Raw genomic sequence first — 25910 nt, 5'->3', positions numbered from 1 at the left:
GTGTCCGAAAGCACTACCACCACCCCCGCTACCCCCGAGATTTCCGCTGAGATTGCGCGTTCGTGGCTCTTGGTGGCGGCTACCCGCCCTGAAGACTTTGACGCTGCCGAGCGTTCGCGCGCCGACCAGATCATTCTCGATGTTGAAGATGCTGTCGACCCGCGCTTGAAGCCGAGCGCCCGCGACGCTGTCGTGCAGTGGTTGAGCAATGGTGGCAGCGGCTGGGTGCGCATCAATGACCGTGCTTCTGACTTCTGGTCAGACGATGTGGATGCCCTCGCCGGCCTTCCTGGCCTGCGCGGCGTCATGCTCGCCAAGGCAGAAGCCGCCGCTCACGTTTCTGAAACCTTTGACCGTCTCAAGGGCGCCACTCCCGTGATTGCCCTTGTGGAGTCGGCTCTCGGAATCGAAGAAGTTGTCTCGATCGCCCGCGCCCGCGGTGCGTACCGCCTTGCCTTCGGCAGCGGCGACTACCGTCGCGACACCGGCGCCAGCGCCGATGACCTCGCCATGGCCTACCCCCGCTCACGCTTGGTCATTGCCAGCCGCGTCGGCAACCTGCCCGGCCCGATCGACGGCCCGACCGTCGGCACGAGCCACCCCGTTCTGCGCGAGCAGGGCGACATGGCCGTTTCTCTCGGCATGACCGGCAAGCTCTGCCTCGACATCGAGCAACTTCCGATCATCAATGAGGTCATCAGCCCCACACGCTCTGATGTGGCGTGGGCTCGCGACTTTCTCGATGACTTCGAAGCTCGTGGCCGCGTCATCCGCGACGGCAGTGACCTGCCGCGCCTCGGTCGTGCCCAAAAGATCGACAAGCTGGCCCGCGCGTTTGGCGTCGAACCGGCCTAACCGTAGTGAATCAGCGGGCTCGCGAGTGCGAGCCCGCTTTTTCGTGCCTGCTTTTCGGGCGTACAGTCCGAATTTCTTTGCTCTTTGAGCAGCACCCCGCTCTTCCCCGCATCCGCCCTCGCGGTTAGGGTTGAGCCATGACAACGGCAGTCATTGTTGACGCGATTCGAACGCCTTCGGGCCGGGGCAAACCCGGCGGGGCGCTCTCCAGCGAGCATCCGGTCGATCTTCTGGCCGTCGTCTTGCGCAGTCTGGTTGATCGTCACGATCTCGACCCCGCCACCATCGACGATGTGATGGGCGGCTGCGTCACACAATCTGGCCGCCAGGCAGCCAATGTGACCCGCACTGCGGTGCTGGCTGCGGGGTTCCCCGAGTCGGTGCCGGCCACCACGATCGACCGCCAGTGCGGCTCCAGTCAGCAGGCCGCGCACTTCGCCGCTCAATCGATCATGGCCGGGGTCAATGACATCGTCATCGCGTGCGGTGTCGAGCTCATGAGCACCCACCCGATTGGGCAAGCGACGCTCGGTCAAGGTGGAATGAGCCGCCTTACCCGTAACCGCTACCCCGAAGGATTCGTCACGCAGGGCATCTCGGCAGAGCTCATTGCCGCGCGCTGGGGCCTGGAACGCGACGACCTCGACGTCTATGCGGCCCTCTCCCACGCTCGTGCCGCGGCCTCCGATTTCAGCTCGGAGATTCTGCCGCTCGCTGGCCTCGATCGCGACGAAACCGTGCGCCCCGGCACCACCGCCGAGAAGCTCTCTGCGCTCGCGCCCGTCTTCTACGATGCCGCTACCGCCGGGCGTTTTCCCGAGATTCAATGGCGCGTGACCGCCGGCAACTCATCGCCGCTTACCGACGGCGCCTCCGCTGCGCTGATCATGAGCGAAGAGCGGGCCGCGGCTCTGGGGTTGACGCCTCGCGCGCGCTTCCATTCCTTTGCAGTCGTCGGTTCCGACCCCATCGAGATGCTCACCGGCATCATTCCCGCTACCCATCGCGTACTCGAGCGCAGCGGCATCCGGCTCGACCAGATCGACAGCATCGAGGTCAACGAAGCCTTCGCCTCGGTGGCCCTCGCCTGGCTCAAAGAATTCCCCGTCGATCCCACGATCGTGAACCCCCGCGGCGGTGCCATCGCGCTCGGCCACGCCCTCGGCTCCTCGGGCACGCGCCTGCTCACGACTCTTGTCAATCACCTCGACGCCAGCGGCGGTCGCTTCGGACTCCAAGTGATGTGCGAAGGCGGCGGCATGGCCAACGCAACCCTCATCGAAAGGCTTTAATGCACATTCAGGATGCCGCAGCGCTCATCACCGGGGGCGCCAGTGGCCTCGGCTTGGCCACCGCTCGCGCTCTCGCCGCGCAGGGTGCACAGGTCACCATCGCCGACCTGCCCAGCTCGCGCGGACTCGACATCGCCGCCGAACATGGCTTCCGTTTCTCCCCCGCCGATGTGCGTTCCGAGGTTGACGTTCAGGCTGCTGTTGACATGGCGCGCTCCGTTGCTCCGCTGCGCATTGTCGTGAACTGCGCGGGGGTTGCAACTCCCGGCAAGACGCTTGGCCGCAAGGGTGTGCTGCCGCTAGAGACCTTCGAGACCGTGATCGGCATCAACCTTGTGGGCACGTTCAACGTCATCCGGCTGGCTGCGGCAGCGATGGTCGAGACCGAGCCGATCGAGGGAGAACGCGGCGTGATCGTGAACACGGCATCCGTCGCTGCCTTTGATGGCCAGATTGGCCAGCCCGCCTACGCCGCGTCTAAAGCGGGCGTCGCCGGGATGACCCTGCCGCTCGCCCGCGAATTCGCGGCAAGCTTGGTGCGCGTCATGACGATCGCTCCGGGAATCTTCGAGACGCCGATGATGGCGGGCCTGCCGCAAGAAGCGCAAGATTCGCTCGGCGCGCAAGTGCCGCATCCGTCTCGACTGGGACGCCCCGCGGAGTACGCCGCGCTCGTGCAGCACATCGTTGAGAACCCAATGCTCAACGGCGAAGTGATTCGCCTCGACGGCGCTATCCGGATGCAACCGCGCTAGCTGCCACCAGTTGCGCGGTGTGTCGAGGACACTGGTCACAGCCAGCATCCTCGACACGTCGCGAGCATCGCCAAAGGTTAGAGAACCTTGGAGAGAAACGCTTTCGTACGCTCGTGTTGCGGGTTACCGAGAACCTCGTCGGGATCGCCCGACTCCACCACAACGCCGCCATCCATAAACACGAGCTGGTCGGCGACTTCACGCGCGAACCCCATCTCGTGCGTGACAACGATCATGGTCATGCCGGATTCCGCGAGACCCTTCATGACGTCGAGCACTTCGCCCACGAGCTCCGGGTCAAGCGCCGAGGTCGGCTCATCGAACAACATGAGCTTGGGCTCCATGGCGAGAGCGCGCGCGATAGCCACCCGCTGCTGCTGACCGCCCGACAAATGAGCCGGGTAGGCATCCGCCTTATCGGCGAGGCCAACGCGAGCGAGCAGTTCTTGAGCGTGCGCGACCGCGGCCTCTTTCTTGACCTTGTTCACCCGGATGGGCGCCTCGATAATGTTCTCAAGGGCCGTCATGTGCGGGAACAGATTGAAGCGCTGAAACACCATGCCGATATCCCGACGCTGGCGAGCAGCTTCGCGCGGCTTGAGCTCGTAGAGCTTGTCGCCACGCTCTTCGTATCCGACCAGAACGCCGTCGACTTTGAGACGGCCAGCATCGACCTGCTCAAGGTGGTTGATACAGCGCAAGAAAGTTGACTTGCCCGAACCACTCGGCCCAACCAAACACATCACTTCACCCTGCGGCACCGACAGCGAAATACTCTTGAGCACTTCGTTGGAACCGAAGCTCTTCGAGACACGATCGGCGTGCACCATGGGCACGCTGCTGGTAGCTGCGTTCATCATTGGTGCTCCTTTCCTTCAGGATCGGTACTCAGGTCGGCGCTGGCATCAGAACCGGCCTCGCCAGCGGCAGCGGCTGCCGATCCCGGAGTCGTAATGACACCGGTCTTCAGCGTGATTGCTCCCGTCTCGGTCCCCGTCTTGTCGGGACGAGCCTGGCCAACTCCGCGAGAGAAGCGCTTCTCCAGGAAATACTGGCCCACCATGAGAATCGAGGTGAACAGCAGGTACCAGGCAGAGGCAACGAGCAGCAGCGGAATCGGATCGAAGATTACTACTGAGATGTCGCGCGAGCGACCGTAGAGCTCCAAGCTGAACGGGATCGCCGTGACCAGCGAGGTGGTCTTGAGCATCGAAATAACTTCATTGCCCGTGGGCGGAATGATGATGCGCATGGCCTGCGGAATCACAACGCGAGTCATTGTTTGAATCCACGACATGCCCAGCGCGGTGGCAGCTTCATCTTGGCCCTTGTCGACCGAGAGGATGCCAGCGCGCACGATCTCTGCCATGTAGGCAGATTCATTGAGCGCCAGACCGATCACAGCGAGCCAGAAAACGCTGATGAGGTCATTAGTTTCGAGTGAAAGCCACGGCTCCGTGAAGGGGATGCCGATATCGATCGTGGAGTAGATCGTCGCGAAGAGACCCCAGAATACGAGCTGCACGTAGACAGGAGTGCCGCGGAAGACCCAGAGGTAGAGCCAGGCAATACCCTTAACCACCGGGTTGTCCGAGAGGCGCATGACGGCAAGAGTGACGCCCAAGATGATCGCGATGATCATCGAGTACACCGTGAGCAACAGCGTGTAGCCCGCTGCTTGCGAGATGCGCTGATCAAAGATGTATTTGGCGAAGTTGTCCCAGCCATACGCGTCGCGCTGGGCAGCATCTAGCACGAAGAGCACGAGCATCGCCATGAGGATCACGGCGACAACGTTGCGCCAAGGGTGACGAAGACGAATCGCCTGAATAGCTTCCGCTTGATCGGCGCCGTTCGGCGACACCATCACGGGTGTCGCCGAACGGTTAGAGCCTGATGCAGCCATCTACTTAGCTAGCGGTTGCCGCGTTGATGGTGATGGTGTCAATAGCACCGCTGAAAACGCCCCAGTCATCGAGGATCGACTTGTAAGTTCCGTCGTCGATCATTGACTGCAGCGCTGCCTGAAGAGCGGCCGGGAGCGTCGAGTCCTTGGCGATCGCGATTCCGTAGGGCGCGGTGTCGAAGGAATCTCCCGCGAGCTCGATCTTGTCGGCAACCTGGCTTACGGCGTACTGCGTGATGGGCGAGTCGGCGCTCATCGCGTCGGCACGGCCCAGTGCGAGCGCGTTGGTAGCTTCGTCTTGAGTGTCGAACTTGAGGATGTTGATGGGCTCGTTGCCGGCATCTTCACACACTTGCGACTTGGCCGGAAGCTCGTCGGTCTCTTCGTAAGTTCCGGTCTGAACAGAAACGGTGAGGCCACAGGCGTTGGCCGGATCAACGTCGCCGCCGGTAACCTGAGCCCACTGGATGCCTGCTTCGTAGTAGTTCACGAAGTCGACGACCTTCTCGCGCTCTGCGTTATCCGTGAACGACGAGAAGCCGATGTCGTAGCTACCGCCGGTGACGCTCGGGATGATCTTGTCGAAGCTGGAGGGCTCGTACTGAGTCTCAAGACCAAGGGTGGCGGCCATCGCGTTGGCGAGGTCAACTTCCCACCCGATGGGGTTTCCAGCATCGTCCTTGTATTCGTTGGGCGCGTAGGTCGGGTCAATACCGATCACGAGCACGCCGGCGTCCTTGATGTCGTCAGGCAACAGAGCGGCTGCGGCTTCGTTCACTCCGACGTCGGGAGTGTTGCCTCCGGTGGTGGTTTCGGTGGTGGTGCTGTTGTCGACACAACCCGACAGCATGAGCGCTGCGGCAACAATCAGTGCCGGAGTCACGTACTTGATTCTCATGGTTCAACCTTCTCTATTTCCCGATGAATAGTGGCGTCGGTTACGAAGATCGAATCCGGAACGGACACGCCTCGCGTCAACGCCGACGAAGGAAGCCTACCGCTGGCTGCGCTCAGATCATCGTTTGGTGAGAAACGATCCGGTATCCATTGGGGGTGGCCGTCGAAATCCTGCATGACGTGCCGAAATTATGCGGCAGAGGCACGGCCGCGTCATTAGTGGGCGCGACGCGCCAGCGGAGCTAGTACTCGCCTTCGTTCGCTGCTTGCAGCTCTGCGAAGTTGATCGTGCGTAGCTCACGCAGTCGAGTTTCGCGGTCCTTCTGGTATTGCGGATCGGCAGCCGGCATGTATGCGTCCCGCAATTTGCCGATGATCGCGGTACCGATCTCGCTCCACGCCAGTTCGCGCGCTTCGTCAATAATGTTCGAGATCAGTTCGCCATCCATGGATGCTTGGCGAAGCCCCTCGGTGAGCCCCTCCTGGACTGCGCGGTTGCGTTCCGTACGCGTGACCTTGAGCAGCCGTTCCGCTTGGTCAGCCAAGTGGTCGAATTCGACGTGAACGAGACCCGCCAGCGCACCGTCGTCGTAATCGAGGTGATCGCGAGCGGCGTCGACGATGATTCGATTCTTGACCGCCATTCGAACCGCGTTGCGCGCGATGAGAACGCCCTCTTCGACAACACGTTCGATGGGCGCTTCTTCTACGGGCTCGGGCGCCCTAAATTTGCCCAAGTTAAGGCGCGGGCGCCGCCGAAAGAGTCTCACAGTGCAATTGTTCCGGGTTAGTTGGATAAGGGGTATCCCCCATCCGGTGCAGCTTAGGTGGCGAAGCTGAACGGACTACAAAGTCTTTTCGTAGCAAATACCAAATGGGATGTTGGCGTAGTCGCCAAAAGGCTCGATGTGTACGTAGCCCAGGCTTTCGTAGAGCGCCATAGCGGGCAACTGAGCGTGACCCGTTTGCAGTACGAGCGAGCGAGCCGAAGCTGCGCGAGCTACACCCTCCAGCTCATTCATGAGGCGGCGGGCAGCGCCCTTGCCCCGATGGTTCGAGCCAACGAAGACCTTCTTGACTTCAAAGGACTTTCCGAACCGGCGCAGCGCGGCGTGACCGATGACGGTATCGCCATCGAGCACCAGCAGCGTGTGACTCACGTCGTCGGGCGCGACCGTCAACGCAGCATTCACTGCGTTGCGGCCCACCTCATCGAGGGCGGCCTGACGATCGGCGTACATCGCCGTCGTCTCGACCTCCATCAGTTCACGCTGGGTAACCGCGCGTGGGTCGAGCCAGTCGACCCACTCAACGGTCAGGCTCACTCCGTTTTTACCTTGGTGGTTGCCGAGGCGTTGGCTTCATACGAGGTGTTGGTCGACTCGAAGAAGTTCACGAGCTCGAGAGTGTCGTTGGCTGTCGCCATCCACTTGGCCGGGTTCGACACCTTGTAGTGCGCGTCGAAGCCGAGCTCTTCCAACCGACGGTCAGCCAGGTACTTCACGTACTGGTTGATGTAGTTGGCGTTGAGCCCAAGGATGCCGCCGGGGAGCAGGTCGTGGTTGTAGGCCTCTTCCATTTCCACAGCATCCAGAATCATCTGGCGAATCTCGTCAGCGAACTCTTCCGTCAGGATCTCCGGGTTCTCTTCCATCACTGTGAGGATCAGGTTGATGCCGAACTTGAGGTGCAGGCTTTCGTCGCGAACAACCCAGTCCATGAGCGAACCGAAGTTGCGCAACAGGTTGCGCTGACGGAACGACAGGGCAACCATGAAGCCCGAGTAGAACCAGATGCCTTCGAGCACCACGTTGTAGGCAACGAGGTTGCGGATGAAGTCCTGCTTGCCTGCGATGGTGTCGATGTCGAGAGTTTGCTCCGTCATACGACGGATGTACTTCATCTCGAACTCTTCCTTGCGAGCCATCGAAGGGACGTCAACGTGAGAGTTGTACGCGGCTTCGCGGTCGATGGGGAAAGTTTCGAGAACGTACTCGAAGCTCATGCAGTGGTTCGCTTCTTCCCACATCTGCTTCGCGAGGTACAGCGAGCATTCTGCGGCCGAAACGTAGGGGTACACGCCAAAGGCCAAGGCCTTGTTGACAAGCAACTCGTTCGGGTTGAAGTAGCTCATAAGGAAGGTCACTGCGTGACGCTCTTCATCAGTCATCTTCTTGAAGTCGGCGATGTCTTCGCCCAGCTGGATCTCGTTGGGGAACCAGGTGTTAGCAACGGCCTGGTCATACAGGTCCATGGCCCATTGGTACTTGATGGGCTTCAGCAGCAGGCCGTCTTGCAGGCCGGTTCCTAAGATTCCCATTACTGGCAGCTATCGCACTGGAGGTCGTCCATGGGATCGACCGGTACGAAGTAGTCGTCTGTCGTGTTTTCGCGATTCATAATTATTCTGCCTTCTTTGCGAATCCGCCGAAGCCTCGGCGGGCGGGAGCTGAGCCCGCGGTTGATGTCGATGCGGAAGCTGTTGCAGCTTTGCCCGACGAAATTTCTTCTGCCTTGTTGACCTTCACGGTGGACTGCTCCGCCTGGTGACGAGGCTTCATGTGCAGGTAGTAAGTGGTCTTGACGCCGCGCGACCACGCGTCAGAGTAGATGTCCATCATGTCGCCGAGGTCACGCGTCTCGAGGTACATGTTGCGGCTGATGGCCTGGTCGATCCACTTCTGGGCACGAGCGGCAACTTCAAGGAACGAGTAGGGGGAGAGCTGGAAGCTCGTCTTGAACACGGCCTTGATGTCATCGGGGATACCGGCAACGTTCTGCACGTCACCCTGGCTGCGCAAGATTGCTTCGCGGTTCTGCTCCCACAGGCCGTGCTCTTGAAGGGTCGCAACGAGGTTGCGGTTCACTTCAAGGAACTTGCCGTTCGAGGTCGAGCGGCTGAAGATCTGCGAGAACTGCGGGTCGAGACCGGGTGTGGTGCCGGCAACGAGACCAATGGATGCGGTGGGAGCGATTGCCATCAGCGTCGCGTTACGCATTCCGCCCTTGACCTTCTCACGCATGGCATCCCAGTCGAGACGCGTCTTGCGGTTGACCTTGATCTCCATGCCACGGTCGGCTTCGGTGAGCGCGATGGAGTCGAGCGGCACGAGGCCCTCTGACCAACGGCTGCCTTCGAAGTTCGTGTACGAACCGCGCTCTTTGGCCAGCTCGGTGCTGGCGTCGATCGCGGCGTATGACACGTGCTCCATGATCTCGTCGATGAGGTCGTAGGCCTCTTCGCTCTCGTAGCTGTAGCCGAGCTTCTCGATGATGTCGGTGAATCCCATAACGCCCAGACCGACGGCGCGGTTCTGCTCGTTAGAGAAGTCAGCCTCTTTCACGCTGGAGCGCGTGATGTCGATGAGGTTGTCGAGCTGGCGAACAGCCAGGCGGGCGCTCTCCGCGATCTTCACGAAGTCGACTCCGCCTTCAGGCAGAAGGTGACGCGAGAGGTTGATCGACGCAAGGTTACAGACGGAGACGTTGTCTTCATCCTGCGGCAACGTGATTTCGGTGCAGAGGTTGGAAAGGTGGATCGTGCCCGTGTTGTTGTTGAGCGCACGGTTGTTGATCGTGTCTTTGAAGGTCAGCCACGGGTGGCTGGTGGTCTGCAGGGAGATGAGGATCGACTTGAACTGCTCGCGAGCACCGATCTTCTTGAACATGTGCATTTCGCCGGCTTCGGCCATGGCGACATATTCGTTGTAACGCGTGGAGAAGGCCTGGCCGTAGAGCTCGTTGAGGTCGGTCACTTCGAGCGGGTCGAAGAGGTACCACGAGTCATCGTTCTGAACGCGCTTCATGAACTCATCGCTGATCCAGACGGCCGTGTTGGCGGTGCGGGTGCGGCGGTAGGGGTCACCGGAATTGCTACGGAGTTCGAGGAACTCCGGGAAGTCCATGTGCCAGTTCTCCATGTAGAAGCAGAGCGCGCCGAACTTCTTGCCACCGCGGCTCACGGCACGAAGGATCGAGTCGATCGTGTGCATGAAGGGGATGGGGCCGGTGGAGGTGGTGTTGTTGGAGCGGATGGGCGAACCCTGAGCGCGCAGCTTGGTGACCGAGAGGCCGATTCCGCCGGTGCCCTTGGTGAGCCACATGACATCGCGCGTCGTCTTAGCGATGTGCTCCATGTCGTCTTGCATTTCCATGACGAAACAGTTGGCGAGCTGCGGGTAGATCGTTCCCGCGTTCACGAGAGTGGAGCCGGCAGCCAAGTACTCGAGGCTGGACATCTTCTCGTAGAACTTGAGCGCTGCCTGGTTGGGGTTGGCCTCGTTGAGCGAGAGGCCCATGGCGATGCGCATCCAGAAGTACTGCGGCACTTCAAGAGCGTCTCCGTTGCGACCCTTGATGCCGTAGCGGTTGTTGAGCGTGACAACGCCGATGTACTTGAGCAGCTCGTCGTGAGCGGGCTCAAGGTGCTCGGCGAGAGCATCCAAGTCGAACATGCTCGTGAGACGAGGGTCGAGAAGACCCTCGTCTACGCCGCGGGAAACGTTTGTTGCGAAGTGCTCTTTGTGCAAGCGCTTGAGGTCAGCGTCGTCGGTGTAGTCACCGAGAACGCGCTTGTAAATGGTCTTGAGGAGAAGACGGGCGGCGACAGTGTCGAAGGCCGGGTCATCTTTAACGTTCTGGAGTGCAACCTGGATAACAGCTTCGTCGAGCTGCTGCGTGGTGATGCCGTCGAACAGCGTCAGTTCGAGTTCAGAAGCGATCTGAGTGACCCACGTGATGTTCTCGTCGAGACCGACAGCGGCCTCTTCAATCGCGATGTTGATCTTGTTCGCATCGTACGGCTCTCGCTGTCCGTTGCGCTTGACGACTGTGATTGCCACAAATACTCCCTAAATCCCCATAAAACCCTGAAAACCGCGATCCCCGATCAAGCGGTTCCACCACTATATATCGTGGGTGCCACCGGCCGCCAACCCTAGATGTAGTGGGCGTGTCCTCCACAGGTGTGGATAACTTCGCGGAGTTGTCCACAGCCTATGGATAACCACTGACACCACGAATACCCCCGAAAAACGGGCATTGAACGGCCTAAAATCGGCCCACTTCGACGGCTAAGCTGGAACCCTTGTGAACGCATACATCGACCTGTTGAAAACTCCGGGCATCGCCAGGATTATTGCCGCGCAGCTGACTGCCCGACTTCCGAGCGGAATGCTCTCGTTGGCGATCCTTCTTCACGTCGAACAGATTCACGATTCCTATGGCGCTGCCGGCCTTGTGCTCGCTGCCACGAGCGTTGGTCAGGCCGTTGCCGGCCCGCTCACCAGCCGCTGGATGGGCATCTGGGGGATGCGCAAAGTTCTCATCCTCACCCTCGTCATCTCGGCAGCGGCCATCTTTACGATTGCGCTCGCGCCGCTGAGCGTCGGCATGTTCATGGTGGTCGGGCTCATCGCGGGACTCAGTAACCCACCCGTGCAACCAGCGGTGCGCACGATCTATCCCAAGATGGTGAACTCCAAGCAGTTGACCCCGCTGTTCTCGCTGGATGCTTCGGCTCAAGAAATCATTTGGGTTGCGGGCCCCGTTGCCGCAACCTTCATTGCCGTACAAATCTCGACAACGCTCGCGATCGTCGTCGCTGGCACGTTCCTTATTTTCGGCGGTATCTGGTTTATCGCGAGCCCCGAAGTCGGCCAGGTTCGTATCCCCCGCAGCAAGCGCTCGTTCGGTACCGTGCTGCGCAAGCCGCCCGTCATGCTCGCGACGATCACCGGCTTCCTCCTCGTCGGCGCAGCATCCGCCGTTGAGGCATCCGTCGTCGCGGTCTTCGGCCACGGTGGCCCGCAAGCGGGAATCGTGCTCGGCATTTGGGCAATCGGCTCGCTCTTCGGCGGGCTCTTCCTCGGCCATCTCCCCATCGGCCCGTGGGCTCTCGCCCGCCGCATGCTCATCGTCTTCGTGGGCATGGCATTGGCGATGATCTATCTCGATTTCTGGTGGCTCGCCATCATGCTGCTCATCGCGGGCATCGGTATCGCTCCCGCGTTCGCCGTCATCTTCGCGATCGTGTCGGCCAGCGTGAAATTCAGCGATACCGCTGAGGCTTATGGATGGGTCGGCACCGGTCAGCTCATCGGTGCGGCGCTCGGCTCCGCTATCGCCGGATTCCTCATCGACGCCAATGGACCCATCGGTGGCTTCTGGGCCGCGACCGTCATTGCAGCCCTCGGAGTTCTCGTGCCAACGCTGCTGCGCGGCTGGCACCCCGACCTGCGCGGCAAAGACGCGAGCCCCATCCCTGACACGGAACCGATCAGTACTCTGCGCCAATAGCAGCCAGCACGGCTACGAACGCGACCACGCCACACAAGGTGCGGCGTGGTCGCGTTCGTTCTATCCCGGTGCGACTACCAGCGCGGATGCACCGCAGCACGGAAGTGGCGGTCGTAAATGTCGCGCACGCCGGACATGAAACCGTCGCTCAGAGCAGGCACTTGACCGGCACCCGCGTTGGACTGCGCCTGTGCGACATTGCGTGCGCCCGGAATCACCGAACTCACGCCTGGCTGCTGAGCAACCCATGCCAACGCCACCTGCGGCGTCGAGAAATCAGCAACGGCGGGTTCGCCAGCGAGCAGCGCCGCAAACTCTTGGGCCGCGGCAACGCCGGTCTCGAAATCGACACCGGAGAACGTCTCCCCCACGTCGAACGCTTCACCGTTGCGGTTGTAGGTGCGGTGGTCATTCTCAGCGAACGTCGTGTCGACGCGATACTTGCCACTGAGCAATCCGGAGGCCAGCGGAACGCGGGCGATGATTCCCACGCCGGCGTCCACGGCGGCCGGAAGAACGACATCCAAGGGCTTGAGGCGGAAGGCGTTGAGGATGAGCTGCACGCTCGCAACGTTCGGTCGCGCGATGGCGGCGAGCGCCTCATCCGCGGTCTCGACGCTCACGCCGTAGGCGGCGATGGCGCCGTCAGCGACGAGCACGTCGAGGTCATCGAAGACGCTATCCATGCCGAAAACGGCGGTGGGCGGGCAGTGCAATTGCACGAGGTCGAGAGTGTCTACGCCGAGATTCTGGCGTGAACGATCCGTCCATTCGCGGAACTTCGCGAGGGTGAAGTTGCTGGGGTCTTGTGCTTCGCGGCGCCCCATCTTGGTCGCGACAGTGATGTCGAGCTCGGGGCGATCGGCAAGATAACTGCCGATGAACTTTTCGCTGCGACCGTCGCCGTAGACGTCGGCAGTGTCGAAGAAGGTGACCCCGCCATCCGCCGCGGTATCGAGCACGCTGCGGGCATCCGCCTCGCTTACGTCACCCCAGTCGGCACCCAGCTGCCACGTGCCCAAACCGATAGCGGATACAGAACGGCCGGTGCGGCCCAGAGTGCGAATGTCCATGCCCCAACGCTACGCCTCCCCGGCGACACAGAGCGACCACGCAATAAACGTCGCCAGTCCGCAAGGGACGGTCACGGACTGGCGACGAGTTTAGAGAGCAACTTTTAGGCTGCGACGCTGTCGAGTGCAGGCATGAAGTGGCGGCGCAACACGCGCGACCACCGGTTGCGCGGCAGCTCCGGGCGAAGAGCGGCGAGGCCCGTTGCGAACTTAGAAATTCGATCGGGGCGGTGCCCCATCCTCCAGAGCAGTCGGTCGACTTCGCTGGCCTGGCCTGACGACTTCGTCTCTACGATCACCGTGTCATTGAACTGGAGCATGTCTGCGTCGCACTCCCACGCGAGTTCGCTATCGATCGTGCACCGGCTGCCACTTCCCGGTAAGAAGAGGGTCGTGCGGGTGTAGCGGGTGGTCAGAACGGGCTCCATGCTGCCCGTGTCGATACCGCCGACAGACGCATCATGCAGCAGCTCGTCGATGTACTCGCGGCCTTCGGCAGTGAGGCTATTACGCTCATCGAAGCTATACGGAAGGCGCTGCTTCGCGGTCGTTCCGCGCGAGCCCTTCGTTTTCACCTCGAGGTAGCAATCACCGGTATCGAGGTAGCTGCGAGTGCGAGCCTTAAAACGACGACGTCGCGGATGCGCGGCCAACAGGTAACTCGCTGCCTCCGGAGTATCGAAGTACACCGACTCGTAGTCGAAGTGCTGTCGCCCGTCGATCTCGAGCACCCGCGCTTGAGACTCGAGCTCGGCCAGCAGCGCTACGAGGTCAGAGGCTGGCACCACATATTTGCGGTCAACCCGCGTCAGCAGAGATGCACGTTCGGCCAGTTCCTCTAAAGAGATCGTCGCGAACTGTGTCGTGGATGGCGTGCTCATCGACGTGATCCTTCCAGAGCGTCATCGAGAGTCCGCGGCATCGCCGTCGCGACACCGCGGGTTGGCGCGGTAAGGCGGTAGCGAACATCCACCACCGTGATGTCGTTGACAAGGTCAAGCTTGTTGATGGTGAGCGAGTGCACGCGGGCACCCAACAGGTTCTCGAGACGCAGCCGGAGGGCGGGCTCGTCGGCAATGGCGGCATCCAGAGTCACCGTCTGTTGACGGTATGCCCGGAACAGGTGGGGGCTATCGCCAAAAGCGATCACGAGCAGGATCATCGCCATCAACGCTGGTGCGACGTAGACCGAGACGAGCGACGTCGTGTCGCTCGCGAAGCCGGCAGCGCCGAGGCCCGCGATGAGGCCAAGAGCGAGGGAAGCGAAGTAGTACGCGACTTCGTGCTGCGCGATCTCCGACGAACGAAGACGGATGATCGAGAGAACTCCGAACAGGCCGAGACCAAGGCCGACACCGACGGCACTATCGGCCAACATGACCGTGACTGCCATCACCCCGACGTTGACGATGAGATAAGCGACGACCAAGTCGCGGCGTCGGTGGCGCGCAAAGTACAGAGCGAAAGTGAGAAGACCGACGGCGACAAGGTCGAGGGCGATCATGGTGAGTTGGCTCATGGCGGGGCTCCTGAATTGTTACGAAGCGTGGTGTTCTTCACGCTGGTCCCCATTGAGCCGGAGAACTCTATGGACTTTCTATGAACGATCTCGACGCGGCGTGGGAGTTCCCAAAAGACCTCACTCGTGGGTTCGAGGTGAGACAATTCCCGAATGGACGCCCTTCTCGACTCCCTCGCCCGCACGACCCCGGTCGACATTTCGCCGACCCTGCTGATCGTGATCGTGGCGGCAGCGGCCGTTCTGAGCATCCCGAACCCCATCTGGAAATGGTTCGGCCTCTTCACGACCCTCGTGCACGAACTCGGCCATGCCGTCGGCGCGATTCTCACCGGTCGCTTCGTGCACGGCATGAAAATTCGGATGAACCACTCCGGCGAGGCCGTCAGTAGCGGCCGCGGCAAACTCGGCTCCGTGATCAGCGGATCGCTCGGCTACCCCGCGCCGGCCATCGTCGGCGCCGTGCAACTCTGGTGCGTTACCCAGGGCTACACCGCTATGGCCCTGTTCATCGGCGGCATCATTCTCGTGCTCACGCTGCTCGTGATTCGCAACCTCTTCGGCTTCCTTGTCGTCGCCGTCTCCGCCGCCGCGAGCGCCGCCCTCTGGGTGTGGGCAACGCCTGAGCAGCAGAGCTACGTGCTGCTCGTGATTGCGATCGCTCTGCTCGTCGGTAGCGTGCGCGGCCTCGCCACCGTAATCGGCGTGCACACCCGCCGCCGCGACCAGCTGAGCACCTCCGACGCCTACCTGCTCTTCAAGCGCACCGGTGTTCCTTCGGTGTTCTGGCTCCTCGTCTTCGCCGCCCTCATCGGCGCCAGCGTCGTCTGGGCCGTCACGATGGTGCTCGAAACGTACTGACCGCGCGGGACCAGCCACACCTAATCGTGCTTCGCCGCCAGTTCGTGACCGCTATCTATCACGGAGACAAGGCGCTTAGCCAGACGTTTGCGTACGAGGTGGTCGTTCGCTTCGACGCGATGCATCGTCACTTGCCGCATTTGCTCGACGATGCGCATCGTTCCCGGCGCAATGAACTGATCGAGCGACCCATAGACCACGTCGATCGGCACCCGCACCGAAGCGATATCGCTCACGGTTGTTTGGGTTTCGATGCAGTTTTTGAGGCTCATCACGAACGCCTGCCAGTTGCGTTCTGAGACATCGAGAATGTCCTCCAACTGAAACAGGCGCCGCAGGGTGTCGACGGTGGCCATCGTGAAGTCTTTGTTGTCTCGCAAGAACTCGTAAGCGCGCATGTACGCACCGACCCGCGCGCGCACGAGCGGATCCCCGATCTGGTTCGGCGGCACATAAATGGGCGGGCTCACCAGCACGAGCCGACTGACCTTGCTGGGATGCATCGCGGTGTAGCGAGCTGAAAGCAAGCTGCCGAGGGAGTGCCCCACCAGAATGAAGGGGGCGTCGAGCTTCAGCGAATTGATCGTGGCACGGATGGAATCAACGTGCTCTTCGATCGTGAAGGTGGCATCCGCCGGACTCGGCGATTCACCAAAGCCAAGCAGATCGAAAGAAATGCAGCGGTAGCGGTCGGAGAGTTGCGGGATGACGTGGGCGAACGTCGCCGCAGATGAGGCGATCCCGTGAAGAAAGATAATCACGGGGCCTTCGCCCTCATCTGCAGCGATATTCAGCAGCGGCGCTCCCGACGGAGTAACCCACCGTCGAAACGCCGTCCATAAACCCATGTGCTCAGTATCCCAGTCCCAGGCGGGTGGATGCTGAGTTAGCGAACCACTTTAGCGAAGGTTCTCTTTGTACTCGTTCTTCGCTTCCGTCGCTTCGCTCTCGGCTTTCGCTCGCTCGAGGTCGGCTTCCGCCTTCTTCACCTCGGCATCTGCTCCTGCCTGATCGGCCGCGTCGCTGACGCGTTCCTTGGTGTCGTCGACGAATTCTCCGACCTTCTTTGCGGTCGCTTCGCCGGCATCCTTCGCGTTATCAATGAGACCCATGATTCCTCCGATGTAAGTAATCCGTGTCGTTCAGCGCCTCTCGTTGAGGCACTATTTCACGATATCCGCCGGACACTAGCGGCATCCAATTTTTCAAGAAATACCGAGAGTGCTTTCAGACAACGTGAAGCTCGCGTCCACCGCGCGGAGAGGTTTCGAACAATAACGATCGGGTGGTGACGACCGAATCGTGACAAACGTTGGGTAGTTTTTCTGAACCAGACAGCCCACGATTGACAGCATGAGGCGCACACTAAAGATCACTACAGCACTGGTACTTTCCCTCCTCGTTCTCTCCGGTTGCTCGGCGGGCATGAGCGACATGTCGTCGAGCGAGTCAGGCGACTATCTCGTGGAAGAGACGGGCGAAGGACTTTCGGGCACCACCGGCAATGATCAGGGAATCGCCGCACCCGCCGCAGACGGCGCACTCGCGAACGAGTCTGATATCAGCCGCGAGGTCATCACGACGGGCTACATGGCCGTGACAGTAACGAGCCCCGACGAATCAACCGCCGAAGCGATCCGCATCACGGAGTCGGTGGGCGGCCGCGTTGACGGCCGCAACGAATACGCGCCTTCGGAGGGCAACCGTGGCAGTTCGACGCTTACGCTGCGCATTCCGGCATCCGACCTCACCGCCACGCTCGACAAATTCAAGGAATTGGGCGAGCTGCAAGAGGTGTCGATCAACGCGCAAGACGTCACGATGCAGTCGCGCGATCTTGAGGCACGCATCACTGCTCTCGACGCTTCCGTCGACCGCTTGCTCGCTTTGCTGACGAAGGCCGAAGACACCGACACCCTCATTAAGCTGGAGACCGCAATCTCCGATCGCCAAGGTGAGCTCGAGAGCTTGAAGTCGCAAAAACGATACTTCGACGACCAAGTCGCCATGTCGACGCTCACGCTGAGCCTCGTCTCCGAAGCGGATGCCCCCAGCACCGAGCCGAACACGTTCTTGGACGGCCTCGCCGCTGGCTGGGCCGCACTCGTCGCCTTCTTCTCAGGACTGCTCGTGCTGCTTGGAGTGCTGCTGCCCTGGATCGTCTTCCTCGCGATCATCGCAGGCATCATTGTGGTGATCGTGCGAGCATCCATTCGCTCCCACCAACGATCGACAACTGCGACGGCACCGGCACCCGCAGCCGCAGCCGCAGCCGCCGAAACGGTCGACACTGACGCCGCGGCCACGACCCCCGAGGAGTCGAAGGCCGACTAAGCCTTCTCGGCCAGCAGTTCCCGCACCCGAGGAATGACCTCGGTCGCATACAACTCAATACTGCGCATCATGCGTTCGTGAGGCAGGGTTCCTGCGCTGTACTTCATGTCGAATCGCTGGATGCCGAGGGCAGAGATAGTGTTCGCTATCTTGTGCGCCACGGTCTCCGGCGATCCGGCGTACATGGAGCCGTGCTTCACTTCGCCGATAAATTCATCAACGCTCGACTCGGGCCAGCCGCGGTCGCGACCGATGCGGTCACGCATCGTCTTGTAGTGCGGCCACAGCTCCTCGACGACTTTGTCGTCGGAGTCGGTGATGTAGCCCGGCGAGTGAACGGCGATCGGCAGGTCGGGTTGCCCCAACTCGGCGAGCGCGTTGTGAAAGAGCTGCGCGTAGGGCGCGAACCGTTCGGGCTGGCCGCCGATGATGGCCAACACGAGCGGCATCCCGTAGCGGGCGGCTCGAACGACAGATTCGGGGCTTCCTCCGACGCCAATCCAGGTCTTGAGCGAACCGGATTCGGTGCGCGGAAAGACTTCTTGGTTGTTCAGTCCCGCACGCAGGGTGCCCGACCACGTCACCGGCTCTTCTTTGATGAGCTCAGAAAAGAGGTCGAGCTTCTCGGAGAACAACGTTTCGTAGTCGGCGAGGTTGTAGCCGAAGAGCGGGAAGGACTCGGTGAACGAGCCGCGGCCCAGAATGATCTCCGCGCGGCCGTTCGACAGAGCATCCACCGTGGCAAAGCGTTCATAGACGCGCACGGGATCATCCGAGCTCAAGACCGTGACGGCCGAGCCAAGTTGGATATTCGTGGTGGCAGCGGCGAGTGCGCCCAAGACTGTCTCCGGAGCAGTGATCGCGAAGTCATCGCGGTGATGCTCGCCCACACCGAAGTAGTCAACGCCGAGCTTGTCGGCCAGTACTCCCTCGGCTACGACATTGCGGATGACTTGCGCCTGACTGAGCGGCGCACCATTTTCGTCTACCGTGACGTCGCCAAATGTGCCGAGTCCAAACTGAACCTGCTGATTCACGAGCTCCCTTTCGCTGAGACGCCGATCGCGTCTGTAGGCAAAACCGTAGCCGGGCATCCGCTATTCCACGATTGTGGAGCAGGCACCCGCCAACTGGCGGTGTCCGGATGCTCGGGCTCGCCAGCGCGGTGCCTTAGACCGAGTCGCGCCGCACGAGAGTGGTGGGCAAGGTGTCCCTGATCGGAGCCGCCGTCGGAGCAGCGATCCGTTCGGCGAGCGCCGTGACCATGCGCGCACCGAGCTCGCTCAGCGGCTGTCGCACCGTCGTCAGCCGAGGTTCAAGAGTGGTCGCGATCACGGTGTCGTCGAACGAAACAAGCGAAATGTCTTCGGGCACTCGACGCCCCCGCGCTTTAAGCGTTCCCACTGCGCCCGCCGCCATGAGGTCGGACATCACGAACACTCCATCGAGATCAGGATGCTGGTCGAGCAGCGTCTCCATCGCTTGCGCGCCCCCGGATGTCTGAAAGTTCGATTCGGCGACAAGGGAACTATCGAGGCCGTGAGCCTCGAGCGTCTGCTGAAATCCTCGAAGCCGGTCTTGAGAGACTCCCATTCCGCTCGGACCAGCAATCACCCCAATGCGACGGCGGCCCGCAGCGATCAGGGCTTCTGCGGCGAGCATGCTGCCGCCAGCATTGTCGGAGTCGATGTATGACAATTCGGAGTCCACCGACTCGACGGGGCGACCCAGAAAGACGACGGGGAGAGCAGATTGCGCGAGCAAGCGCGGAAGCTCGGTGTTGTGAGATTCGAGAATCACCATAGCCCCGTCAACGTGGCTAGCTTCGAGAAAGCGGAGAAATTTCTCGTCGCTCTCGTCATTAGCGCGCAGCAGCATCACAAGTTGTTGCTCGGTCTTAGCGATTTCGCGGATAGCGCCGTGCAGCACCATGGCGAAGAACGAGTTCGTCATTTGCTCGATGTTGGTTTCGGAGACGATGAGAGCGACAGAGTCGTGGCGCCCACGCGCTAGCGAGCGGGCGGCCGGATTCGGCCGAAAGCCCAACCTTTCGGCTGCGCGCTGCACTGCAGCACTGCGTTCGGGGTGAACCGTGAGCTTGCCGTTGATCGCTCGAGAGGCCGTAGTGCGCGATACACCGGCTTCACGCGCGACGTCGTCGAGGGTAACCATGTGCACATCATCCCCTGCGTGGTCGTAGTTCGCGGAATCCGCAACGCGTAAAAGTATGAGTTTTAGGGAAGCGCAATCTTTTTGTTGTGATTCCCGACATAAGCCTATACGGTTGCACTACCTCATCAAGGAAGCGCTTCCTCGACCAAACCTCGACGATCGCCTCCGAGACGAATGCCCCCGTAATTCCCAATCACACCTCAATGTGGAGGACGCAATGACAGCGAAAAAATTTGCCAAATCAGTGATCGCCGGAGCCGCAGCTCTCGCGCTTCTCGCCGGATGCTCGGGCGGAGGTGACACCGATGGCAAGATCACACTCGACGTCTGGACCTTCGGTGGCATGGGCCTCGACGAAGCATTCGCAACGTACCAAGAAGAAAACCCCAACATCATCCTCAAGGTCACCAATGCCGGAGGATCTGACGAGCAAGCTCAGGCACTGACCACCGCCCTCGCCGGCGGCAAGGGACCAGACGTAGCGGCGATCGAAGTCGGCTACATGTCTCAGTTCAAGGCTCAACCGCAAAACTTCGTCGACCTGCGCACTCTCGGTTCGGATGACATTGAGAGCAGCTTTCTCGACTGGCGCTGGTCGCAGGGCGTTGCCGCTGACGGATCGGTAGTCGGCATCCCGACCGACGTGGGCGGGCTCGCAATGGCCTACCGCACCGACCTCTTCGAAGCTGCCGGGCTCCCCAGCGACCGTGACGAAGTCAGTGCACTCTGGCCCACGTGGGACGACTTCATCGAGGTCGGCGCAGAGTACCGCGCAGCCACCGGCAAGGGCATGATCGACAACGTTAACAGCGCGATCTTCAACCCCGCGGTGCGCCAGGGCAGCGAAATGTACTACGGCGCCGGCGGCGACGACGACCTCATCTACGACAGCAACCCTGACGTGCAAGAGGCGTTTGGCTATGCGCTCGAGGCTATCGATTCGGACATCAGCTCGCGCACCCCATCATGGAGTGAAGCGTGGAATGCTGGCATGAACAACGGTGACTTCGCCGTGCTCGCCGCTCCAGCGTGGATGATGACCTACATTTCTCAGCAGGCGCCAGACACCTCAGGAAAGTGGGATATCGCAGCGGTTCCCGAGAACGCCGGCAACTGGGGCGGTAGTCAACTCGCTATCCCCGCTAAGTCGGACCACCCCGAAGAGGCATTCGCCTTCATCGAGTGGCTCATGTCGCCGGAGCGTCAGCTCGAGATCTTCCAGGCCCACGGTAATTTCCCGTCGACCCCGGAACTTTACGACACCCCTGACATCCAGAACTTCACCAGTGAGTTCTTCAACGATGCCCCCGTCGGACCGATCTACGCCAACAGCGTGGAATCCATCGAGCCGATCTTCGAAGGTCCGCAGCAGCGCATCATCGACACCGCGATCTTGAACTCGCTCTCGCAGGTCGAGAACGGTGAAGAACCTGCGGCCGATGCCTGGTCCAACGCACTCAAGAATGTTAAGACTGCCCTAGGCGGCTAGTGCTCCCGGGGCGGGCTCACTCTCGTGGGCCCGCCCCTTCCCATCCCCTGTCAAGGAGTTCGCCATGGTTTTGTCTGCCCCTCCCCGTTCTGCCCCCGCGCCTCAGCGCCCCAAGAGCACTAAGAGCACTAAGAGCACCGGTCTCAAGCCTCGCCGTCGCATCAAGTCGGCGACGCGCATGGATGCTTTTGCTCCCTACATGTACATTGCGCCATTCTTCGCGCTCTTCGCAGTGTTCGGCCTGTTCCCCACCGTCTTCACGTTCTATGTCGCTCTCTTCGACTGGAACCCCATCGGCGGCCAGACGTTCATCGGCCTGGATAACTTCGTCACCCTCTATGGCGACGAGCGTTTCTGGAACGCGATGCGCAACACTTTCAGCATTTGGATTCTCTCGACGGTTCCACAGCTATTGCTCGCCCTCTTTCTCGCGCAGCTACTGAACAACGTTCGCTTGAAATTCGCCAACCTGTTCCGGATGACGATGCTCGTTCCGTACATCACCTCGGTTGTGGCGACAACGATCGTTTTCGCGTCGCTCTTTGGTCGCGACTACGGCCTCATCAACAGCTTCCTCAACCTCTTCGGCGTTCAATCCATTGACTTCGCCGCGAATACCTTTGCGAGCCACATCATGGTCTCGACCATGGTGCTCTGGCGTTGGTTCGGGTACAACACTCTGATCTATTTGGCGGCGCTCCAAGCGATCCCGAAGGACATCTATGAGGCTGCCGCCATCGATGGTGCTGGAGGGTTCAAGCAGTTCTTCTATGTGACGATTCCGTCGCTTCGTCCGGTCATCATCTTCACCATCATCGTCTCAACGATTGGTGGACTTCAGGTCTTCACTGAGCCTCTGCTGCTCTCCGCCCCTGGCCTCACGGGCGGTGCCGGTCGCCAGTTCCAGACCCTCAGCCTGTTCATGTACGAGCAAGGGTTCGGCAACTTCCAGTTCGGCTATGGCTCCGCAATCGGTGTGACATTGTTCGCTCTGATCGTCGTGTTCTCTGTCATCAACTATCTGCTCTCTCGTCGCATCACCTCAGACGAATAAGGACGCCATCATGACTACTTCCACCCCCGACTCTGTCGCCACCACTCCACATCGCCCCCTCAAACGTGCTTTCGCCGGTCGCGTGCGCTGGTGGACCTATGCGTTCCTCTTTGGCTCGGTGCTCTTGAGCGCATTTCCGCTCTATTGGATGTTCGTCGTCTCGACGAACGATTCCGCTGCGGTATCCCAAACGCCTCCGACTATCGTGCCCGGCGGCAACTTCTTCGTTCTAGCGGAGCAGGTCTTCACCACCGTGCCGTTCGTGCAGAGCCTGCTGAACTCGTTCATCGTTGCCGGCAGCATCGCAATTTCTCAAATGATCTTGTGCACTCTGGCCGGATTCGCTTTCGCAAAGTTGGAGTTTCGCGGGCGCGACCCACTCTTCATCGTCGTTCTCATCACCATGATGGTTCCCACCCAGCTCGCCGTAATCCCGCTCTACATGATCATGTCGAACCTTGAGTGGATCGATACTCTGCAGGCGCTCATCGTGCCGGGAATGGCCAGCGCCTTCGGTATCTTCTGGATGCGCCAGCACCTCTCGACCGTTCTCAACAACGAACTCATGCAGGCGGCGAGAATCGACGGTTGCAGCACCTGGCAGATCTACTGGCGCATCGCCTTCCCCCTCGTGCGCTCCGCTGGATTCGTGCTCGGACTCCTCGCGTTCGTCACCGCCTGGAATGACTTCCTTTGGCCGCTCATTGTGATTCAGTCGCCCGAAAACTACACGGTGCAATTGGCCATCAAGGCTCTGCAGCGGCAGTACTTCGTTGACTACGGTCTCGCGATGTCGGGATCGTTCCTCGCAACGATTCCGCTGCTAATCCTCTTCATCTTCGTCGGCCGCAAGATGGTTGCCGGCGTCATGGATGGCGCCTTCAAGGGGTAATCACCCTCCCTGTCGACGCCACTCCCACGCTTCCACCCCAGAAAGAAACCATGACTCTCTCTATCACCACGCCCGCTGACGCCAGCGAAACCAACGATCAGGTCGAGAATCTCATCGCGCAGATGACCCTCGAAGAAAAGCTCGCCCAGCTCGTCGGCATTTGGGTGGGCGCGGGCGTCGACGGCGAGAGTGTCGCTCCGATGCAGAGTGCACAGGAAGACGGCGTCGACGACTTCAACGAATTCTCGAAGAACGGACTCGGTCACCTCACTCGAGTGTTCGGTACGGTTCCGGTCAGTCCCGCCGCTGGTCGCTCCGCGTTGGGCCGCACCCAACGGTGGTTGCGTGACAACACTCGGCTGGGAATCCCGGCGATTGCCCACGAAGAGTGCCTCACCGGTTTGGCGGCGTGGCAAGCGACCACGTTCCCCACTCCCTTGGCGTGGGGCGCAACGTTTGATCCGGCCCTCATCGAAGAGATGGGGCACGCGATCGGCGAGAGTATGGCCAAGCTCGGGGTTCACCAGGGCCTCGCTCCCGTGCTCGATGTTATCCGCGACGTGCGCTGGGGCCGGGTCGAAGAGTGCATTGCCGAAGACCCTTTCGTCGTTGGGGAACTCGGTTCTGCCTACGTCCGTGGACTGCAATCCACGGGCGTCATCGCCACCCTCAAGCACTTCGTCGGGTACTCGAACTCGCGAGCGGGGCGCAACCTGGCTCCCGTGCATGCCGGCCCGCGCGAAGTGGCCGACGTGCTGCTTGTTCCCTTTGAGATGGCAGTGCTGGATGCGGGCGTGGGCTCGGTCATGCACTCGTACGCTGAAATTGACGGCGTGCCCGTCGCATCCGACCCCACCCTGTTGACCGACCTTTTGCGCGATCGTTGGGGCTTCGAAGGAACCGTCGTCGCCGACTACTTTGGCGTCGCTTTTCTTGAATCGCTGCATCAGGTTGCCAGCGATCTGGGCGATGCGGCCGCTCAAGCCTTGACCGCGGGCGTCGATGTCGAGTTGCCCACGGGTAAGGCCTACTTGGCACCGCTCGCTGCGAAGGTCCACAACGGAGAGGTCGATATTACACTCGTCGATCGGGCTCTTCGCCGAGTGCTCACGCAGAAGCAAGAGCTCGGCTTGCTTGACCCCGAATCGGCTGCTTTCTCGGTCGATGCCACTGACGACGAGATCGATCTCGATCCCCCGCAGCACCGCGCGATCGCCGCGGCTATCGCCGAAAAGTCCATCACGCTCTTGAGCAACGGGGGAATTCTGCCGTTGGCTCCGGATGCTCGTATCGCTGTTGTGGGTCCCAACGCGCACCGCACCGCTGCCCTCTTCGGCTGCTACTCCTTCACCAATCACGTGCTGGGACAGCATCCGGATGTCGCCATGGGCATTGAAGTTGAGACGGTGCTCGAGAGCCTCAGCCACGATTTCAGCGGGGTGCTTGGCTACGCGCAGGGCTGCGCTGTAGACGACGACGACACGTCGAGAATCGCGGAGGCAGTTGAGCTCGCCACTACTGCAGAGGTTGCCGTCGTCGCCGTCGGTGACCACGCCGGCCTCTTCGGCCGCGGCACCTCAGGTGAAGGCTGCGACCGCGACTCGCTCGAGCTTCCCGGCGTTCAACGCCAGCTCGTCGAAGCAGTGCTCGACACCGGAACCCCGGTCGTACTCGTAGTCATTTCCGGACGCCCCTATGCCATCGACTGGGCTGCTGCTCGCGGCGCCGCCATCGTTCAAGCCTTCTTCCCCGGCGAAGAGGGAGCGAAAGCAATCAGCGGTGCGATCTCCGGCCGCATCAATCCCTCAGGCCGACTCGCCGTTTCGGTGCCCCGCTCAGCAGGGTCGCAACCGTACTCGTACCTTCACCCACGCCTCGGCGAACCGAGCGAAGTATCCAACCTCACGACCGCTCCCGCCTTCCCCTTCGGCTTCGGGCTCAGCTACACGAGCTTCCGCTATTCGGATGCGGGCATCGCCTCGGAGACGATTGCTGCCGACGGTAGGTTCGACATCCACCTCACCGTAACCAACACGGGCACCCTCGAAGGTGACGAGGTCGTTCAGGTTTATGCACACGATGTCGTGAGCTCTGTTACCCGGCCCACGCGTCAGTTGGTGGCGTTCACGCGAGTGACGCTGCAGCCGGGAGAATCGCGCACTCTCGCGATGAGCATCCCGACCACGCGTATCGCGTTCAGCGACCGCAGCCTGACGCGCATCGTCGAACCTGGCGACGTGCGGCTGTGGCTCGGCAGCGACTGCGAGACCGAAGCGGTGCCGCTCGGAACGGTCACCATCACGGGGCCGGTTCATGCTGTGACGACGGACGACAGCCGAAACGTCGATATCACCGTCGTCACCTAAGCCGCCTGGCTTTCGGCGGGCGACCGAGCATCGCCCGCCGAAATAGCGGATGCCGCACCGCCCGTATTTGTCCCACGAGTATGCGGGCTCCGCACACAACAGCGCCCCGGTCAAGATGGTGACCGGGGCGCTGCTGGAGCCGATCAGC

24 protein-coding genes are annotated in these 25910 nt (G+C 61.1%); 10 read left to right on the top strand and 14 right to left on the bottom strand.

All coding sequences use genetic code 11. The features are described from left to right. The 3 genes from I6E58_RS11300 (at nucleotide 1) to I6E58_RS11290 (ending at nucleotide 2902) form a co-directional block, all read left to right on the top strand. Nucleotides 1-855: a CoA ester lyase gene (locus tag I6E58_RS11300; RefSeq protein ID WP_197133675.1), complete on the top strand. Its 855-nt coding sequence runs from the start codon at nucleotides 1-3 to the stop codon at nucleotides 853-855. Nucleotides 856-992: 137 nt separating this feature from the next. Further along, on the top strand, nucleotides 993-2147 hold the full coding sequence (locus I6E58_RS11295) for an acetyl-CoA C-acyltransferase (RefSeq protein ID WP_129073177.1): 1155 nt from the start codon (nucleotides 993-995) through the stop codon (nucleotides 2145-2147). After that, the gene (locus tag I6E58_RS11290) at nucleotides 2147-2902 is read left to right on the top strand and encodes a 3-hydroxyacyl-CoA dehydrogenase (RefSeq protein ID WP_197133672.1); all 756 of its coding nucleotides are present in this window, start codon (nucleotides 2147-2149) and stop codon (nucleotides 2900-2902) included. Before I6E58_RS11295 ends, I6E58_RS11290 begins: the two co-directional genes overlap by 1 nt. A gap of 77 nt (nucleotides 2903-2979) precedes the next feature. On the opposite strand, the gene I6E58_RS11285 is transcribed toward I6E58_RS11290, so the two are convergent. From I6E58_RS11285 to I6E58_RS11255, 7 genes are all read right to left on the bottom strand, one after another. Beyond that, nucleotides 2980-3732 (bottom strand): amino acid ABC transporter ATP-binding protein, encoded by a 753-nt coding sequence (locus I6E58_RS11285; RefSeq protein ID WP_197133776.1) that lies wholly within the window; start codon nucleotides 3730-3732, stop codon nucleotides 2980-2982. A gap of 26 nt (nucleotides 3733-3758) precedes the next feature. Further along, nucleotides 3759-4808 carry an amino acid ABC transporter permease gene (locus I6E58_RS11280; RefSeq protein WP_231595516.1) on the bottom strand — a complete coding sequence of 350 codons (1050 nt, stop codon included), beginning with the start codon at nucleotides 4806-4808 and terminating at the stop codon, nucleotides 3759-3761. A gap of 4 nt (nucleotides 4809-4812) precedes the next feature. Further along, nucleotides 4813-5706: an ABC transporter substrate-binding protein gene (locus tag I6E58_RS11275; RefSeq protein WP_197133669.1), complete on the bottom strand. Its 894-nt coding sequence runs from the start codon at nucleotides 5704-5706 to the stop codon at nucleotides 4813-4815. Between the two features lie 241 nt (nucleotides 5707-5947). Beyond that, the gene (locus I6E58_RS11270) at nucleotides 5948-6475 is read right to left on the bottom strand and encodes a hypothetical protein (protein ID WP_246837320.1); all 528 of its coding nucleotides are present in this window, start codon (nucleotides 6473-6475) and stop codon (nucleotides 5948-5950) included. A gap of 75 nt (nucleotides 6476-6550) precedes the next feature. Then, a complete protein-coding gene (locus I6E58_RS11265) occupies nucleotides 6551-7030 on the bottom strand; it encodes a GNAT family N-acetyltransferase (RefSeq protein ID WP_197133666.1) in 480 nt (159 codons plus the stop codon). Next, nucleotides 7027-8025 (bottom strand): ribonucleotide-diphosphate reductase subunit beta, encoded by a 999-nt coding sequence (locus tag I6E58_RS11260; RefSeq protein ID WP_129073172.1) that lies wholly within the window; start codon nucleotides 8023-8025, stop codon nucleotides 7027-7029. Before I6E58_RS11260 ends, I6E58_RS11265 begins: the two co-directional genes overlap by 4 nt. An 82-nt stretch (nucleotides 8026-8107) precedes the next feature. Next, complete coding sequence (locus tag I6E58_RS11255; RefSeq protein ID WP_197133663.1) at nucleotides 8108-10546, bottom strand: ribonucleoside-diphosphate reductase subunit alpha; 2439 nt, start codon at nucleotides 10544-10546, stop codon at nucleotides 8108-8110. Between the two features lie 247 nt (nucleotides 10547-10793). Between I6E58_RS11255 and I6E58_RS11250 the strand changes: the two genes are divergently transcribed. After that, the gene (locus I6E58_RS11250) at nucleotides 10794-12002 is read left to right on the top strand and encodes an MFS transporter (RefSeq protein ID WP_197133660.1); all 1209 of its coding nucleotides are present in this window, start codon (nucleotides 10794-10796) and stop codon (nucleotides 12000-12002) included. Nucleotides 12003-12076: 74 nt separating this feature from the next. On the opposite strand, the gene I6E58_RS11245 is transcribed toward I6E58_RS11250, so the two are convergent. The 3 genes from I6E58_RS11245 to I6E58_RS11235 form a co-directional block, all read right to left on the bottom strand. Then, nucleotides 12077-13075: an aldo/keto reductase gene (locus I6E58_RS11245; protein WP_129073169.1), complete on the bottom strand. Its 999-nt coding sequence runs from the start codon at nucleotides 13073-13075 to the stop codon at nucleotides 12077-12079. Between the two features lie 104 nt (nucleotides 13076-13179). Beyond that, on the bottom strand, nucleotides 13180-13956 hold the full coding sequence (locus I6E58_RS11240; RefSeq protein ID WP_197133657.1) for a polyphosphate polymerase domain-containing protein: 777 nt from the start codon (nucleotides 13954-13956) through the stop codon (nucleotides 13180-13182). Continuing rightward, nucleotides 13953-14594, bottom strand: a complete 642-nt coding sequence (locus tag I6E58_RS11235; protein WP_197133654.1) for a DUF4956 domain-containing protein — start codon at nucleotides 14592-14594, stop codon at nucleotides 13953-13955. The genes I6E58_RS11240 and I6E58_RS11235 overlap by 4 nt, the downstream gene beginning before the upstream one ends. Nucleotides 14595-14747: 153 nt before the next feature. Between I6E58_RS11235 and I6E58_RS11230 the strand changes: the two genes are divergently transcribed. After that, nucleotides 14748-15455, top strand: a complete 708-nt coding sequence (locus tag I6E58_RS11230) for a M50 family metallopeptidase (protein WP_197133651.1) — start codon at nucleotides 14748-14750, stop codon at nucleotides 15453-15455. A gap of 20 nt (nucleotides 15456-15475) precedes the next feature. On the opposite strand, the gene I6E58_RS11225 is transcribed toward I6E58_RS11230, so the two are convergent. Next, a complete protein-coding gene (locus I6E58_RS11225; protein WP_197133647.1) occupies nucleotides 15476-16303 on the bottom strand; it encodes an alpha/beta fold hydrolase in 828 nt (275 codons plus the stop codon). A 51-nt stretch (nucleotides 16304-16354) separates the two neighbouring features. After that, a complete protein-coding gene (locus tag I6E58_RS11220) occupies nucleotides 16355-16567 on the bottom strand; it encodes a hypothetical protein (protein ID WP_197133645.1) in 213 nt (70 codons plus the stop codon). 241 nt (nucleotides 16568-16808) lie between these two features. On the opposite strand from I6E58_RS11220, the gene I6E58_RS11215 reads away from it, so the two are divergent. After that, entirely contained in the window at nucleotides 16809-17789 is a 981-nt protein-coding gene (locus tag I6E58_RS11215) for a DUF4349 domain-containing protein (RefSeq protein ID WP_231595515.1), read from the top strand. Here I6E58_RS11215 and I6E58_RS11210 read toward each other — a convergent pair. After that, nucleotides 17786-18826: an LLM class flavin-dependent oxidoreductase gene (locus I6E58_RS11210; RefSeq protein ID WP_197133643.1), complete on the bottom strand. Its 1041-nt coding sequence runs from the start codon at nucleotides 18824-18826 to the stop codon at nucleotides 17786-17788. The two genes, I6E58_RS11215 and I6E58_RS11210, sit on opposite strands and share 4 nt — an antisense overlap. A gap of 133 nt (nucleotides 18827-18959) precedes the next feature. Beyond that, complete coding sequence (locus I6E58_RS11205; RefSeq protein WP_197133641.1) at nucleotides 18960-19961, bottom strand: LacI family DNA-binding transcriptional regulator; 1002 nt, start codon at nucleotides 19959-19961, stop codon at nucleotides 18960-18962. A 217-nt stretch (nucleotides 19962-20178) separates the two neighbouring features. Between I6E58_RS11205 and I6E58_RS11200 the strand changes: the two genes are divergently transcribed. From I6E58_RS11200 to I6E58_RS11185, 4 genes are all read left to right on the top strand, one after another. After that, nucleotides 20179-21450, top strand: a complete 1272-nt coding sequence (locus tag I6E58_RS11200; protein WP_168187249.1) for an ABC transporter substrate-binding protein — start codon at nucleotides 20179-20181, stop codon at nucleotides 21448-21450. Between the two features lie 64 nt (nucleotides 21451-21514). After that, nucleotides 21515-22504 carry a carbohydrate ABC transporter permease gene (locus I6E58_RS11195; RefSeq protein WP_197133639.1) on the top strand — a complete coding sequence of 330 codons (990 nt, stop codon included), beginning with the start codon at nucleotides 21515-21517 and terminating at the stop codon, nucleotides 22502-22504. A gap of 10 nt (nucleotides 22505-22514) precedes the next feature. After that, nucleotides 22515-23396 carry a carbohydrate ABC transporter permease gene (locus tag I6E58_RS11190; RefSeq protein WP_129073158.1) on the top strand — a complete coding sequence of 294 codons (882 nt, stop codon included), beginning with the start codon at nucleotides 22515-22517 and terminating at the stop codon, nucleotides 23394-23396. Nucleotides 23397-23446: 50 nt separating this feature from the next. Then, nucleotides 23447-25762 carry a glycoside hydrolase family 3 N-terminal domain-containing protein gene (locus tag I6E58_RS11185; protein WP_197133637.1) on the top strand — a complete coding sequence of 772 codons (2316 nt, stop codon included), beginning with the start codon at nucleotides 23447-23449 and terminating at the stop codon, nucleotides 25760-25762. The last annotated feature ends 148 nt before the right edge of the window (nucleotides 25763-25910 follow it).

Source organism: Salinibacterium sp. SWN1162, assembly GCF_015864675.1.
GTDB lineage: Bacteria > Actinomycetota > Actinomycetes > Actinomycetales > Microbacteriaceae > Rhodoglobus.
The sequence above is the reverse complement of the archived record's forward strand: the minus strand, read 5'-3'. Positions and strand labels throughout refer to the sequence as shown.